Source organism: Bacillus sp. 522_BSPC, assembly GCF_001076885.1.
In the GTDB taxonomy this organism is placed as follows: Bacteria; Bacillota; Bacilli; order Bacillales; family Cytobacillaceae; genus Niallia; species Niallia hominis.
In genome coordinates, this window is record NZ_JVDT01000081.1 from 1 (window position 1) to 15,720 (window position 15,720).

Here is a 15,720-nt window from a genome sequence, read left to right on the forward strand (position 1 = left end):
AAAAAAAGACGACCCTCATTAAATTTTTTGAATGTAGAGTCGTCTTTTTTTATCCATTTTCTCATGAATTCCTATCTTTTTTAACTCATTAATTTCAAGATTCTTTTTAAATTCACCGTAAATATTGCCATGGCACCTTGCAATTCCATACCTAATAGACCCGAGGATTTTGCAACATTGTACCCGTGTCTGTGTTTTAATTCGCTATTTTTAGCTTCTATTTTATATCGTTCTTTCGACTTTTCTTTAAAATAGTCACTTTCTTGAAATTTTGCCTGCTCTGTATGCTCGTTTGATTTGATGCTTACAGAATATGTTTTACTTTTAGCCCCTTCCTTATAACATCCTTCCTTAAACGGACAGTGTTTACATTTTTCTATATCAAAATAGTACGTATGAACTTGATTTCTACCTTCTCCTTTTTTGCCCTGTTTTGCTTTTCTTATTGCCATATGTCCAGCCTTACAAACATACATTCCAGCATCTTTATTAAATTCAAATTCATCTTCTTTTTTACGGTATCCTTGTGTTACAGAAGGGTTTAATTTGGCTACCAATTTCATTCCATTCTTTTTTGTGAACTCGATATTTCCTTTTTCCGAATAAGCTGCATCCCCGATTACTGCCTCAACTTCCATGCCGGCTGTCATACTTTTTTCAATCAGTGTTTCTAATTGTTTTCCGTCATTCTTTTCTCCAGTTGTGACTGTTGCGGCTGTAATAATCCTTTCTTCACTCATGGCTATGTGCGTTTTGTATCCAAAAAATGAGGTATCCTCACTCTTGTGACCAACTTTAGCATCTTTATCTTCTGAAATTTGTAGATATTCGATATCGTCATTTACCGTTTCTTTTAGAAGGTTTAGTTGTTCCTTTACTTTTGGATATGGAACAAGCGTATCTTCCTTCTCAATCACCTCAATCAGTTTTTGACAATACTCCATTTCATCCTCCAAAATATCCGTTGAAGTTTTAGTGGGAAACTTATCTTTCATGCTTTCATCTATTTTATAAACAGCTTTTCTAAGCTTTTTCGAACGATCCATTAGGATTTCTTTAGGTGATTTCTGATTATAACGAGCTTTCGAATGAGTGGCATCTACGATAATAGCTTTACTTTTGATAATTCCCTTTTCAATAGCGATTTCTACGGTTTTATTAACAAGCATATCTAAAAGTTTTACGTCTTTTAAACGCAACTTTCTAAATTTGGTTAAAGAACTTGGTTCAATCACCGAATCTTCGGGTGCCATATCAAGAAAATATTTAAAAGACATATCATATTTTGAACGTTCAACAACGTCAACATCAGACAAGTCATAAATCGACTTTAATAATAAATACTTGAACATACGAATAGGATCGATGGCATTTCGACCGTTATCAAAACAATAATTTTTCTTGATTTCATCATAAACAAATGAAAAGTCAATTAAGTCATTAATTTTTCGTAACAGATTATCTTTTGGAACGACTAAATCATATAGAGCCATAAAAGGGCTAAAAAGAATCATAGACTGTTGTTTTTGAATCATAGTATCCACCCACACTGAAATTGATACTATAATTATACAATAAAAAAAGGATAGTTCCTTCAAATAATGAAGGACTATACCTTTTAGATTATGAACATTTGGAGGACTTTTTCAGTGGCCTCCATGAAAGGTCAGGTTTTTTTTCGGAATACAATCATACATAAGTGTTGATTTAAAGAAGGAACGACCTTACTAAAGAAAAATCATATTACTGGATTCTTCCATTTCTTTTTTACTACAATAAAAGATAGTTCTTTTTCTAATTAACATAGTAATTTTAATTATAGATAAGGATGAAGGAGAAAATAATAAGATAAAGGAGCGCTATCTAATGAAAATAGTAGAACAGAAGCCATTAACATTTAAAGGAGATAATAAACGTGCTGTGCTGTTATTGCATGGATTTACAGGTAATACATCTGATGTGCGTTTGCTAGGTAGATATTTAAATACAAAGGGGTATACATGCTATGTTCCTTTATATAAAGGTCATGGTGTTCCGCCAGAAGAATTAGTCGAGTCTGGACCGAAAGATTGGTGGAAAGATGTTACGGAAGCATACCAGCATTTAAAGGATATGGGATATGAAGAAATTGCCGTTGGCGGACTATCCTTAGGAGGGGTATTTTCCCTTAAATTAGGTTACACTGTACCTGTAAAGGGTATCGTAACCATGTGTGCTCCGATGTATATCAAGAGTGAAGAAGTAATGTATGAAGGAGTGCTTGAATACGCTCGCAATTATAAGCAACGCGAGAAAAAATCAGAAGAAGTCATCGAACAGGAAATGGGTCAATTTAAGCCGATGAATACACTGAAGGAATTACAAAATCTTATAAAAGAAGTAAGAGACTCTATTGACCTTATTTATTCACCCGTATTTGTTATACAGGCCAGACATGATCAAATGATTGATATAAATAGTGCTAATATTATTTATGAAGAAGTGGAATCGATTTACAAAGACATAAAATGGTATGAAAACTCAAGTCATGTTATTACACATGATAAAGAGAAAGAACAGGTATTTGAAGATTTCTATCAGTTTTTAGAAAAACTAGATTGGAAAGAATGAGAAGCAAAGGAGGTTTTTTGTTTGGAAGATATAATTAAGGAAAATGTCGAGAAGTTATTAACCTATATGAAAGATGAAGCCTACAAACCATTAACGGTGCAAGAATTAGAAGAGGCTTTTGGAATAGAGGATTCTTCTCACTTCAAAGATTTTGTAAAGGCACTTGTACAGATGGAGGAAAAGGGGCTAGTCGTTCGTACAAGAAGCAATCGTTACGGTTTACCGGAAAAAATGAACCTTATTCGAGGGAAACTAGCAGGACATGCAAAAGGGTTTGCATTTGTTATTCCAGAAGAACAAGGGATGGATGATATCTTTATCCCTCCAAATGAAGTAAAAACAGCGTTAAACGGAGATATTGTGTTAGCTCGTGTCACTTCTGAGAGTTCTGGTCAAAGAAGAGAAGGGACAATCGTCCGAATTATTGAAAGAGGCGTACAGCAAATTGTTGGTACATATTCGGAAAGCAAGCATTTTGGCTTTGTAATACCTGATGATAAAAAAATCGCAACGGATATTTTTATCCCTAAAGGCAGTACAAAAGGAGCTATCGAAGGGCATAAGGTAGTTGTTAAACTAACTTCCTATCCAGAAGGCAGAAAGAATGCAGAAGGAGAAGTTATCAAAATACTAGGGCATAAGAATGACCCAGGTGTGGATATTTTATCGGTAATACATAAGCATGGATTACCACTAGCTTTCCCGGAAAATGTACTAGATCAAGCGAATAGTGCTCCAGATACGATAGATGAAAAGGAAATTGCCAATAGACGAGATTTGCGTAATGAAACAATTGTCACCATTGATGGCGCAGACGCAAAAGATTTGGATGATGCGGTTACTGTTACAATTTTAGAAAATGGTCATTATAAACTAGGAGTTCATATTGCGGATGTTTCTTATTATGTAACAGAAAATTCTCCGATTGATGTAGAAGCAGAGGAAAGGGGAACGAGTGTTTATTTAGTAGACCGTGTGATTCCAATGATTCCACATCGCTTATCAAATGGAATATGTTCCTTAAATCCAAAAGTAGATCGTTTGACTCTTTCCTGTGAGATGGAAATCTCACCAGAGGGGGAAGTAGTGAAGCATGAAATTTTCCAAAGCGTCATTAAGACCACAGAGCGCATGACCTATGCAGATGTGAATTCGATCTTACACGAAAAAGATGAAGCATTGAGAGCTAAATATGAAGGTCTTGTACCGATGTTTGAACGAATGGAAGAGCTAGCAGCCATCCTTCGCAAAAAACGGATGACTCGTGGTGCCATTGATTTTGATTTTAAAGAATCCAAAGTAATCGTAGATGAAGATGGAAAGCCACAGGATGTCATTTTAAGAGAACGATCTGTTGCAGAAAAATTAATTGAAGAATTTATGCTTGTGGCCAATGAAACGGTTGCGGAACATTTCCATTGGATGCAGGTACCGTTTATCTATCGTATTCACGAAGATCCAAAAGAAGAAAAGCTAAGAAGATTCTTCGAGTTTATTACAAACTTTGGCTATATTGTTAAGGGAACAGCAAATTCTGTCCATCCTAGAGCATTACAGGAAATTATCGAAGCAGTTCAAGGAACGCCGGAAGAAATGGTTATTTCAACGGTAATGCTGCGATCGATGCAACAAGCGAAATACTACCCTGAAAGCTTAGGACATTTTGGTTTATCAACTGAATTCTATACGCATTTTACTTCACCTATTAGACGTTATCCAGATTTAATCGTCCATCGATTGATTCGGACGTATTTAATTGAAGGGGATATCAGTTCAGCGACACAAGAAAAATGGAATAGCCGCTTAACAGAAATAGCAGAGCACTCTTCTAGTATGGAAAGAAGATCAGTAGAAGCTGAGCGTGAAACAGATGAGTTGAAGAAATCAGAGTACATGCTTGATAAAATCGGCGAAGAATATGATGGTATTATTAGCTCCGTTACGAATTTTGGAATGTTTGTAGAGCTTACAAATACAATCGAAGGACTTGTCCATGTCAGTTATATGACCGATGACTACTATCGTTATGATGAACGTCATTTTGCCATGATTGGCGAAAGAACAGGAAAGGTCTTCCGTATTGGAGACGAAATTACGGTGCGTGTTGTAAATGTAAATAAAGATGAACGCGCAATTGACTTTGAAATTGTCGGCATGAAGGGAACACGCCGCAGAGATCCAAAGAAAGATGGCAAGGTATTCTCTACTGGCAGTGTGTCTCGTGTACCACGTAAAGGTAAATCAGATAGAGATACGGATAGAAAAGGAAAACCTGGAGAATCTCGCCGTAAAGGAAAGAATGATCGAAAACACTTCGAAAATGCACCAAAAGCAAAGCGAAAGAAAAAGAGACGTTAACTAAAAATTTGCTAAGCATTAAATGGCATGTGGTTTCTATCTGAAAAAGGAAACCACGTGCAGGGGATGTTTGTATAATAGACATTCTTTTGATAAAATTATTGGCAGAGTAGGGGGAAGAGGCATGCCAAAAGGTGAAGGGAAATTAGTTGCACAGAATAAAAAAGCAAATCATGATTACTTTATTGAGGAGACTTACGAGGCAGGGATTGTTCTTCAAGGAACTGAAATCAAAGCAATTCGTGCTGGAAGAGTAAACTTAAAGGAATCATATGCACGCATTATTAATGGAGAAGTATTCCTGCTCGGAATGCATATTAGTCCCTATGAGCAAGGAAACCGATACAATCATGACCCTTTAAGAACAAGAAAACTTTTATTACATCGAAAACAAATCAATAAATTAATTGGGGAGACAAAAGAAGTAGGTTATGCTTTAGTCCCACTAAAGATTTATTTTAAAAATGGTTATGCAAAGGTTTTGATTGGTCTAGGTAAGGGTAAAAAGAACTATGATAAGCGTGAAACCTTAAAACGTAAAGAAGCAAATCGTAGCATCGAACGTGCTTTACGTGAAAGGCAAAAAATGTAATCCAAAACTTTACAATTGAAATACGCTATAGTTATGTTATAATAATTTATGTCGATATGACAACATAAATTTAAGCTCCTATTTCAGAGCTTCCGAAACGTTACGCTTTTCTATTAAAGCGGGAATCATGTAATGTAACAATTGCTTGATTTTATCCTAATAATGGGGACGCTACGGATTCGACAGGGATAGTTCGAGCTTAGGTTGCGAGTCGAGGGGATCGGCCTCGTTAAAACGTCAAAGCCTATAACTGGCAAACAACAAAACAACTTCGCTTTAGCTGCTTAATAGCGCTTAGCGGTTCCTCCCTCCATCGCCCATGTGGTAGGGTCAGGGACTCAAACTGAGTGGGCTACGCCGGATTCCACCGTCTGAGGAAGAAGGAAGAGAACAACCAGACTAGCTTACCGGACGCCTGTCAACAGGCAGAAGAATAAGCGAAATGCGAATATGTTGACTACACTCGTAGAAGCTTAAGTGCCGATGTTTCTGGACGTGGGTTCGATTAATTTTAGTCGCCTTGTATGGTAACATATAAGTGAAAATCTGGCTTTATCGGTGAAACCTAAGTCACATTAACTGTGATAAGGCAATGCCGAGCGGTATGTGAAGTAATTCAACAGCCGTGTATCGACTTATAGGCTGCCAAGAATTTGGTAGCACTAGGATACGGAATGCTACTTTAAAGTAAATTTATATTTCGTATAAGACGCCAGAGGACCAAACTAAATATTACAGGTTCAAGATATAGTCAGTGCCATGACGAAAGCATGGAATTGCACGTCCCACCGTCTCCACCAAATACATATTTGGTGGTTTTTATTTTGTCTATATGTGACGTAAAGCATAAGTTTTCCGTTTGGAAAGCTTATGCTTTATTTTGTTTTAGGAAATTTTATGCTTTATTTAAGATATAAAAGCATAACAATCTTTATTAGCTAAGTACGCTTAGTATAAGGAATTTTGTCTATTAAATTCATAAAATCCTTGATTAATTTTCATATTTAACATAATATTAAAATAATTATGAATATTACCTTTCTAATGATAAGCGCACATTTCCCAACCCTACGGACAAATGTGTGCTTTTTTAATTAAATGGGGGAGGAATACTTTTCCATCTTAGCGAGATACTACCTCTAAATAGAGGTGGTCCTTATGTATGAACATTTATTTATAACCCCTAGAAGTGTTTTATATAATATAGAGCCAATCGGTACTGGTTCCGAATTTGTTGAAAGTTTAACAAGCTATTTAGCTAGAGTTGCGTTTGAGCATAATACATCCGTTGGTCATTTGGTAAATAAATTACTAATCCCGAGTATGGATAAGGACTATCTTCATAGAAGTCGTGATTTTGGAGGTAATCGATTTTATGAAGGTGCGAAAACGATAAACGGATACATGGAAAATTCCTTGAGTGTGGTAAAGGCAATCGAAAAATTAACAGTTAGGGACGATATACATAAATTGACATTAATAAGATGGAAAAACGTATTTCCTTTAAGGGAGCTGTTAAAGAAATCCTTAGCTTGGTGTCCTTTTTGTATCAAAGAATGGAAAGAAAATAATAAAACAGTTTATTATCCTTTAATATGGTCCATAGACTTAGTCCATATGTGCCATATTCATTCATGTTTTCTAATAAATAAATGTCCAACTTGCTTTAAGCAACAGGATATTCTAAGGAGGCAATCGTTAGTTGGTATTTGCCAACACTGTCTTCGACAATTAGATGATGGTGCAACAAAAGAGAAATATGGCCAAGAAAATAAGGATTGGCAAGGTTTTGTAATTGATAATGTTTGTTCATTGTTAAATTATGATGGAAAAATAAATACAGGCGAGAACTCACTTCTTGTTAAGAATCTTAATCTTATTTGTGAAAAAGTATTCGATGGAAGTATTAACGAATTTAGTAAACAATTAAATTTTGCAAGAAGTTCGGTAGTAGGATGGATTAAAGGCAAGGTTAAACCAACCTTAGAAAATCAATTATACATATGCCAGAGGTTAAATATAGAAATAGAACAATTATTACTTACTACCAACATTCAAAATTTTCATATAGTTAAACAAAGGAAAAGAATTATAAATACTTCATCAAAACCTAAAAGAGTTGACTATTACATTGTTGAGAAGGAGTTAGAAAAAGTTATCCAAAATAAGGAAAATATATCAATGGAAGCAGCTGCTAAAAAAGTAGGCATAAATAAAAGAACACTTTATAGAAAATTTCGCCATCTTTGCGTTCAAATCTCAAATCATTATAAGCAATACCTTGAAGAAAGAAAGCTTCAAAGAATACTATGTTTAAAAATTCAGGTTGAAGCTACTTTCACAAACCTATATATGCAGGGAATTTATCCAAGTAGGAGGAAGATAGAATTTGTTATGAATAAACCAGGTGTACTCAAAGAAAGAGAGTTACAATCTCACTGGAAGGGTTTATTAGGTAAACAAGGTTTACTATTTGAACGTAATTTAGGGGAGTGTGAAGATATTGGTGATGAATTCCAATGAGTTTCACGAATGGTCTAAAGAACTTAATTTGTCTGAAGAAGCAATAGAACAAATAAAAATAATCAGATTATCTGATCCATCACGCCTTGTTGGTGGAGGGGCTCGGAATGTTCCTGGAGAGTTCACTAGTAAAAAAATGGGTGTAACCATTCAATTTGAGAGCTCAAAAGTTGAGCTGGCTGCAATATACATGATGGAGTTTGATGATAATGTATTGGAATTCTATGATCAACCTCCTTCAATTAAATTAAACAAAGTAGGTTGGAAAACACCTGACTTTTTTGTAATTGAGAAAGACAGAGCATATTGGATTGAGTGGAAAACAGAAGATGAATTGATTAAGCTATCACAAAAGAAAAATGCAAAGTATTATTTGGATGAGGAGAGTAATTGGCGTTATTTACCAGGAGAGGAATATTGTAAATCACTTGGAATTGAGTTTAAAGTAGGCTCATCAAAAGATATTAATTGGACCTTACAAAGAAATCTAATTTACTTAAAAGATTATTTAGGGAGCGAAAAACCAAATGAAGAAGTTATTTCTTCTGTAAAGAATAACATAATGGCTTCTCCAGGAATAACTTTGAAAAAGTTGATCGATTCTTCAGGTGAAGATTTTACTTTAGATGATATTAACATCTTAATTGCTCAAGATATTTTATACGTTGACCTTTTCACATCGTTATTGGTAGAGCCTAGTTCTGTTAAGATTTATTGTACCAAGGAGCAAAATAGGAGCTTTATAAATCTTTGGGAATCTTCTAGAGAGAAGAAGGAAGTAAGCGTGGTTAAAATCACAAATGGCTCAAAGATATTGTGGGGAGAAATACAGTGGAAAATCCTTAATCATGATATAAAAAACCTATTTTTGGTATCAGATTCTGGTGATTATAATGAAGTCCCCATAGAAACGTTTGAAAGATATGTTTCAGAAGGTTATATTACAGGTTTGAATTCAGATGATGACATAGATGATGAAAAAGTCAAAGAATTGATTACTACTGCTGCTGAGGCAGACTTGAAAATAGCAAACAGAAAATACTCGATTGTTAAAAAGATTTTGCAAGGAGATGAAATAGGACCAATAAAAGAAACGGATAGAACAATAAGAAATTGGATAAAGGCATATAGGGATGCCGAAGATTTATATGGGAACGGATACCTTGGACTATTACCAAATGATAAAAACAAAGGTAACCGTAATAGAAAAATTCCAACAAAATCAATTGAGTTAATGGAAGAGGTTATAAATGAAAGCTATGAATCAATAAAAATAAAAACTGCAAAAGTTGTTCATGGAGAATATCAAACTCTTTGTGAAAACAACAAAGTTCCTCCAGCGTCATACCAAACCTTTTGTGAAGCAATAAGGAAACGGAGTATTTTTGAGTTAACAAAAAGTAGAGAAGGTGATCGTGCCGCCTATAAATACGAGGAATTTTATTGGTCACTAGAGTACACCACACCAAAACATGGAGATAGAGCTTTTGAAATCGCTCATATTGATCATACTCTACTAGATATTGAATTAGATATTGGAAATGGGAAATCAAAAAAACCATGGTGCACATTTTTAACAGATGCTTTTTCAAGGAGAATTTTAGCTTTTTATTTAACATTTGATTCCCCGTGTATTAGCTCAAACATGATGATTATAAGAGAATGTGTTAGAAAATATAATCGGCTTCCTCAAACTTTGGTCGTGGATGGAGGGAGAGATTTTCACAGCATTTATTTTGAGTCACTACTTGCAATGTATGAAGTTGAAAAGAAAACCAGACCCGCTGCAAAGGCTAGGTTTGGTAGCGTAGTCGAGCGTCTATTTGGTATCGCAAATAAACTGTTAATCCATAATCTACTTGGAAATACTCAGGTGATGAAAAATGTACGTCAAGTAACTAAACAGGTGAATCCTAAGAATCATGCAGTTTGGAACTTGGAACTATTGACAGAAAGGTTAGAAAATTGGATAGACGAAGTTTATGATATCCGTGAACATCCAGCACATTTTATGACTCCTAAGGATGCATTTAATCATTCAATAGCATCAACAGGCAAACGATTTACTAGACTTATACCTTACAATGAAGAGTTTATCATTCTAACATTACCATCTCCTAAACCAAGACACCGTAAGGTTCATCCGGGCAAAGGTATTAAATTGAACTACTATTATTACTCGAATGACAAGTTTCGTAATAGAGAGATTGAAAATAGTATGGTAGAAGTTCGTTACGATCCATTTAATATAGGTGTTGCATACGCTTATGTAAATAAACGATGGGAAAAATGCTATTCTGAGTATTATTCCATTGTAAATGGAAAGACAGAAAAACAGATAAAACTGATTACAGAGGAGCTTCGTCACAAGAGAAAAGAATTTGAAAAAAACAGTTCAATTACAGCGAAAATGATTGCGGAATTTATTCTTGAATCTGAAGAAATAGAAAACCGTTTATTATTGGAAAAGCAGGGTAAAAGCATTGATGCGGTCCAATTAACATTGATAGAAGGAACTGGGAAGAACGATGATATGCTTAACAAAAGGCCGGATAAAACTGATGTTAATTTTTTTGATGATGATATGGATTTAGTGTTTTTGGGGAGGGATAATTAATTGCATGAAACAGCGAGAATGTTTGATGTAGATTTATTGAAAAAATCAAAGGAAGAGAGGGTAAAATTCTTTAAGGAATACACTATACAACATCCAAAGTTTACTAAAGTAAAGGATGAAGTTATAAAAGAGATAAATTCTAGTGATTACAATATCATAATGGTTATTGGTCCATCTAGAATTGGAAAATCTAGATTGGTTGGGGAACTTATTTTTGAATATCTTAAAAATATGGAGGAAGAAATAAGATTAAATCCAGGAATAATTCCTATTTCAGGGATGGAGTTACCAAATCCAGATTTATCAAGGTTTAATTGGAAGGATTTTTATTTTCGAGTGCTAACTGCATTAAAAGATCCGTTAATAGATGAAAAGATTGACATTGAAAATGAAATTATAAGAAAAGAACCAAAGAAGTATTTAAAGCCCTTTAGGAAAGATACTGCGCCAGAATTAAGGATATCTATAGAATCTGCGTTTCGTAATAGAAAAACTAGGGCTTTCTTGATCGATGAGGCACAACATTTTTTTAAAGTTGGAGGAGGTAGTGAAGCACTCAACGTACAATTTAATTCTATTAAATCTCTTTCGAATATGACTAGCTCAAAGTTTGTCATGTTTGGGACTTATGATTTAAATCAGGTTATTAATTTGGATGGGCAATTAACCAGTCGTGTTAAGGAGGTACATTTCCCTCGATACGATGTAAGAAATAGAGAAGATGCAAAATTCTTTAAGAGTGTAGTGTATACTCTGCAGAAGGTTATTCCTGTAGAAGAAGAGCCGAATTTTCTTGATCATACTCAATATTTGTATAACTTTAGTATTGGCTGTATAGGACTTCTTAAACAGTGGTTAGAAAGGGCGCTATCAGACGCATTGAGTTCAAGTGATAAAACAATAACAATCGAACATTTAGAGAGAAATTCATTAAATCAAAAGAAGATTCTTACTTTAGCTAGAGAAGCTATTAAAGGTGAAAGTGATTTCATAGAAAAAGAGGAAGATAGGATAGAGTTGCAGGAAATCTTGTATGGATCTGTTAAAAAGAGTGGTTCTCAAAAGAAGGAAGATGATAAGAGTACTGACAAAGGTAAGCATAAACGTTCAAAGCCAGGTCAACGTAATCCGCATAGGGATCAAGTTGGGACAGTAAGGGAAGATGAATCCGATTTTAGCGAAATAGCGAAAGAAAACTCTATAGGTGAAAAATGAATATATATATATAATAATTGAGTGAATATCATGTTTTTTCACTCAATTATTAATATCTTTTTCAAATAGAAGAAAATGATTAAGTTGTTAAAAACTTAATTTATTTAAAAGCATTGATTTTGGGGGACAAGAGTAATGAATTCTCTAATAGAAAGTTTAAGAAAAAGTGAAAATCCATTAGGTGATTTTTTATCATCAAGAACAGTATTGTATAATAATATAGAACCGATAAGCATCGGGACTCCGTATATTGAGAGTTTAACTAGTTATATTTGTAGAATAGCAAAAAGTCATAATGTCAGAGTTACTACTCTTTTAAATGAACTCATTGGATCTTATATAGGTTTACCTTATTTAGCTGATGCGTTTGCTAAAAATTTGGCACCTAATAGATATAATCTTATAAATGGTATAAGTACAATAAATATTGAGTTTATTAAAGTGCTTGAAAAGTTAACCGGACGGAACGACATAGAACATATGACGTTTAAAAATTGGAAGGGTATTCTTTCTAATAATATTGTGTCTAAAAATAGAAGATGGTGTCCACTGTGTTTAAACTATCTAAAGAAGGAATCAAGAGAAATATATGAGCCATTAATTTGGTTAGTACCTAGTATCAACAAGTGTGAAATACATAGTACAAGGATTAAGGAAGAATGTCCAAACTGTAATAAAAAACTGGGATTTGTGCATCGAAATTTAATTGTTGGATATTGTCAATATTGTTCAGGGTGGTTAGGTGAAGATGGAGATTCTATTTCCAATGACCCATTGACTAATGATGAGCATTTTGTAATTAAAAATTATAAGCAACTAATGGAGCAAGGACCCAAGTTAACATCATTCCCAAGTAGAAATTTTATGAGTTTAATTCTTCCTAAAATAAAGGATGATTTAGGGTTTGAATACTTATTAGACTTTGCGGGCTTTTTAGATGTAAGATATATTACTTTAATAGATTGGATAAAGAATAAACATATACCAAACCCAGCTTCGCTACTCACAATCTGCAGTAAACTCAATTATACCATTTTTGATCTTATTAATCTGTCGAATAAATCAAGTAATAAAATTAATAATAATATAATATTGAAAGTAGAAACTAAGATTTCAATGGAAGAATTAAGGAAACATTTATTAAAGGAGATAGCAAAGGATACTCCTAGGAGCCTAAATCAAGTCTGTAAAGACCTGAGAATTACCGGAAAATTCGCAGGTTATTACTTTCCTGAATTATGCGAAAAGATAGTAAGTAGGTTTTCTTCATATAAACGTGATTTTGATTCGAAAAGATTTAAGAAAACTGAAGAAATTTTAAATAATGCTTTAGCTGAAGATATACCGGAGAGTTTAAATAAAACGTTAAGTGAACATGATATATCCTATAAGACTGCAAAAAGATATCACCCTATCCTTTGTGAAAAAATTAGTCTTAAGTATAAAGAATATTATAGCGAAAAGAAAAATCAGAATATTGAAGAAATGAAGGTTCGGATTGAAAGTGTGATATTGGAGTTGCATAAGGAAGGTATATATCCTAGTGTCGGGAATATTAGTAAGAAACTGTCATTAAAAAATGCTAATCTATTTCGTCAAACGGTGTTCAATGATTTTCGAAAAAGCATCTTATTATCTCTGGGATATAGGAATTCTCATTTAGCCCCAAATTCAGATTTAGAAAATATATAATCCTTTTCAATTTTTTGTTATTTTTTAAAGGAACATATTCAAATTGTATACAAAAGAAAAAAGTATAGAGAGCTTGATTTTGAATAAAAAATTAAGCTTTAAATCATTTTTTGAAAAGGGGATTTTGAAGAATAGAAAATATATAAGATCAATCACTACTATTATATCAATATGCTTAATTTTTACGCTTATTCTGGAACTGCATGTTAAAAGTGGTCTAGAATTAAGACTTTTACTTTAAGTGGCTACCTCTCGTTCCAATAATGTTCATTTACTTGAAAGCAATCATTTAGTTGTTGCTATACATTTTTAAGAATATGAAATAGTTGAATAAAAATTTTTTCATTAACAAAAGTTTTATATTTGTTAATGGTCATAAAAAATTCATATCTTTTCAATTATATCTGCACATATTTTTGAGATTATCTAATCAATAAAGATTGGATAGGGGGAGGGATCTTAAGTGAATGTAAAAAAAATTTCCATGTTAATAGGAGCTATTGCCATTCTCCTTTTTATTGGATGGTTTTATCTAGGACTATTAAGTTCTCCTGATCCTGTCGTGCAGGAAAAATCAACTTCTACGCAGATAGAAAATACTGAGCTAATTAATCTAAAAACAGTTGGAACACCTAAATCGCCATAAAAGAGCAATTTTAATATATTGAAATTTTCTAATCTATAAAGACTGTTCTTCTTTATTTAAGGTAATTCAAATCTACTAAGCAAAACCTTAATTATAGGAGAGAGTATAAAATATTTTGTGTAAATGAAAATTTCCATGTAAAAAGGAAGACCTTCTCTTGGTAGAATTAAGTCACCACAACCAATCCTAGAAAAGAGGTCTTCCCTATGAATCAGTTTACAACAGAAATTATCGATGCACTAGTAAAAAAACAAGATATTACCGAGGTTTTTCGTTCGCACTTGGAAATGGCGATCAACTCGCTACTTGTGACAGAGTTAACGGAATTTCTAGATTATGAAAAATATGACCGTATTGGCTTTAATTCAGGCAACTCACGCAATGGGTCTTATTCGCGTACGCTTCACACAGAGTACGGCGATTTAGCCATTCAAATTCCACGTGATCGCAATGGTGAGTTCAAACAACAGACCGTGGCTCCGTATAAGCGTTCGAATGATACGCTTGAAGATACGGTGATTCACCTGTTTAAAAAAGGCATTACGATGGCTGAAATTGCCCAGTTAATCGAAAAAATGTACGGCCATCACTATACGCCTCAAACGATTTCGAATATGACAAAAGCGGTTTCAGAAACAGTCGATGCATTTAACAACCGTTCGTTGCATAATCGTTACGTATGCGTGTATTTAGATGCGACGTATATTGCCGTGCGTCGTGATACGGTGTCCAAAGAAGCTGTCTATATCGCTGTTGGTATTCGCGAAGACGGCTCTAAAGAGGTACTCGCTTATACGATTGCCCCAACAGAGTCTGCTTACAACTGGCAAGAGCTACTAGAAGAGCTGAAAGACCGTGGTGTAGAAGACGTCTTATTATTCGTATCAGACGGCTTAAAAGGCATGGCAGACGCTGTTTTCACTGTGTTTCCAAAAGCAAAATATCAAGTCTGTTTAGTTCATGTCGGTCGCAATATTATGCATAAAGTACGCGTAGAGGATCGCAAGGAAGTCTGCGAAGATTTTAAAATGATTCACCAGGCAAAGGACGCCGAAGCAGCTGAGCTAGCACTTGGGCAGTTCTGCGAGAAATGGAGCAAATCGTACAAAAAAGTTACACAAGGCTTACTAAATAACCCGTATTTACTGACGTTTTATCAGTTTCCAAAAGCAATTTGGCGAAGCATCTACTCGACCAATTTAATTGAGTCGTTCAATAAGCAAATCAAAAAATATACAAAGCGCAAGGAACAGTTTCCGAACGAAGAATCACTGGAACGTTTTTTAGTGACGCAGTTCGAGGACTACAATCAACGTTTCGCCTCACGCTGTCACATCGGCTTCAATCAGGCACGTGCAGAGTTGGAAGAGATGTTTGAGCAGCTACATGAACCGACAAACTAACCGGGACGTGCCAGCGCGAAATTTGGGTGTCTAGGAAAGGGCTAGCCCTTTCCTAGACACCCAA

10 protein-coding genes and 1 other RNA gene are annotated in these 15,720 nt (G+C 34.3%); 10 read left to right on the forward strand and 1 reads right to left on the reverse strand.

The features are described 5' to 3' along the window. Positions 1-80: 80 nt before the first annotated feature. Positions 81-1,535 carry an IS1182 family transposase gene (locus ADJ83_RS06130; RefSeq protein WP_048717259.1) on the reverse strand — a complete coding sequence of 485 codons (1,455 nt, stop codon included), beginning with the start codon at positions 1,533-1,535 and terminating at the stop codon, positions 81-83. A gap of 331 nt (positions 1,536-1,866) precedes the next feature. Here ADJ83_RS06130 and ADJ83_RS06135 point away from each other — a divergent pair, with 331 nt between their 5' ends. The 10 genes from ADJ83_RS06135 to ADJ83_RS06175 all read left to right on the forward strand — a co-directional run bounded on the left by ADJ83_RS06135 (position 1,867) and on the right by ADJ83_RS06175 (position 15,656). Further along, positions 1,867-2,610, forward strand: a complete 744-nt coding sequence (locus ADJ83_RS06135) for an alpha/beta hydrolase (RefSeq protein WP_031539861.1) — start codon at positions 1,867-1,869, stop codon at positions 2,608-2,610. Positions 2,611-2,676: 66 nt separating this feature from the next. Then, positions 2,677-4,968, forward strand: coding sequence for a ribonuclease R (gene rnr, locus ADJ83_RS06140; RefSeq protein ID WP_396953895.1), 2,292 nt, complete (start codon positions 2,677-2,679; stop codon positions 4,966-4,968). A gap of 124 nt (positions 4,969-5,092) precedes the next feature. Next, complete coding sequence (gene smpB, locus ADJ83_RS06145) at positions 5,093-5,560, forward strand: SsrA-binding protein SmpB (protein WP_031539863.1); 468 nt, start codon at positions 5,093-5,095, stop codon at positions 5,558-5,560. Positions 5,561-5,732: 172 nt separating this feature from the next. Next, positions 5,733-6,068, forward strand: a transfer-messenger RNA (tmRNA) gene (gene ssrA / locus ADJ83_RS24535). Positions 6,069-6,718: 650 nt separating this feature from the next. After that, positions 6,719-8,083, forward strand: a complete 1,365-nt coding sequence (locus tag ADJ83_RS06150) for a TniQ family protein (RefSeq protein ID WP_048717262.1) — start codon at positions 6,719-6,721, stop codon at positions 8,081-8,083. Next, a complete protein-coding gene (locus tag ADJ83_RS06155) occupies positions 8,070-10,700 on the forward strand; it encodes a TnsA endonuclease N-terminal domain-containing protein (RefSeq protein WP_048717264.1) in 2,631 nt (876 codons plus the stop codon). Before ADJ83_RS06150 ends, ADJ83_RS06155 begins: the two co-directional genes overlap by 14 nt. Before the next feature lie 18 nt (positions 10,701-10,718). Then, positions 10,719-11,915, forward strand: coding sequence for a TniB family NTP-binding protein (locus tag ADJ83_RS06160; protein WP_065429058.1), 1,197 nt, complete (start codon positions 10,719-10,721; stop codon positions 11,913-11,915). A 135-nt stretch (positions 11,916-12,050) separates the two neighbouring features. Continuing rightward, entirely contained in the window at positions 12,051-13,607 is a 1,557-nt protein-coding gene (locus tag ADJ83_RS06165) for a TniQ family protein (RefSeq protein WP_031539868.1), read from the forward strand. A gap of 463 nt (positions 13,608-14,070) precedes the next feature. Then, positions 14,071-14,253, forward strand: coding sequence for a hypothetical protein (locus ADJ83_RS06170; RefSeq protein ID WP_031539870.1), 183 nt, complete (start codon positions 14,071-14,073; stop codon positions 14,251-14,253). Positions 14,254-14,459: 206 nt separating this feature from the next. Continuing rightward, positions 14,460-15,656 carry an IS256 family transposase gene (locus ADJ83_RS06175; RefSeq protein ID WP_031540362.1) on the forward strand — a complete coding sequence of 399 codons (1,197 nt, stop codon included), beginning with the start codon at positions 14,460-14,462 and terminating at the stop codon, positions 15,654-15,656. Positions 15,657-15,720: the final 64 nt, after the last annotated feature.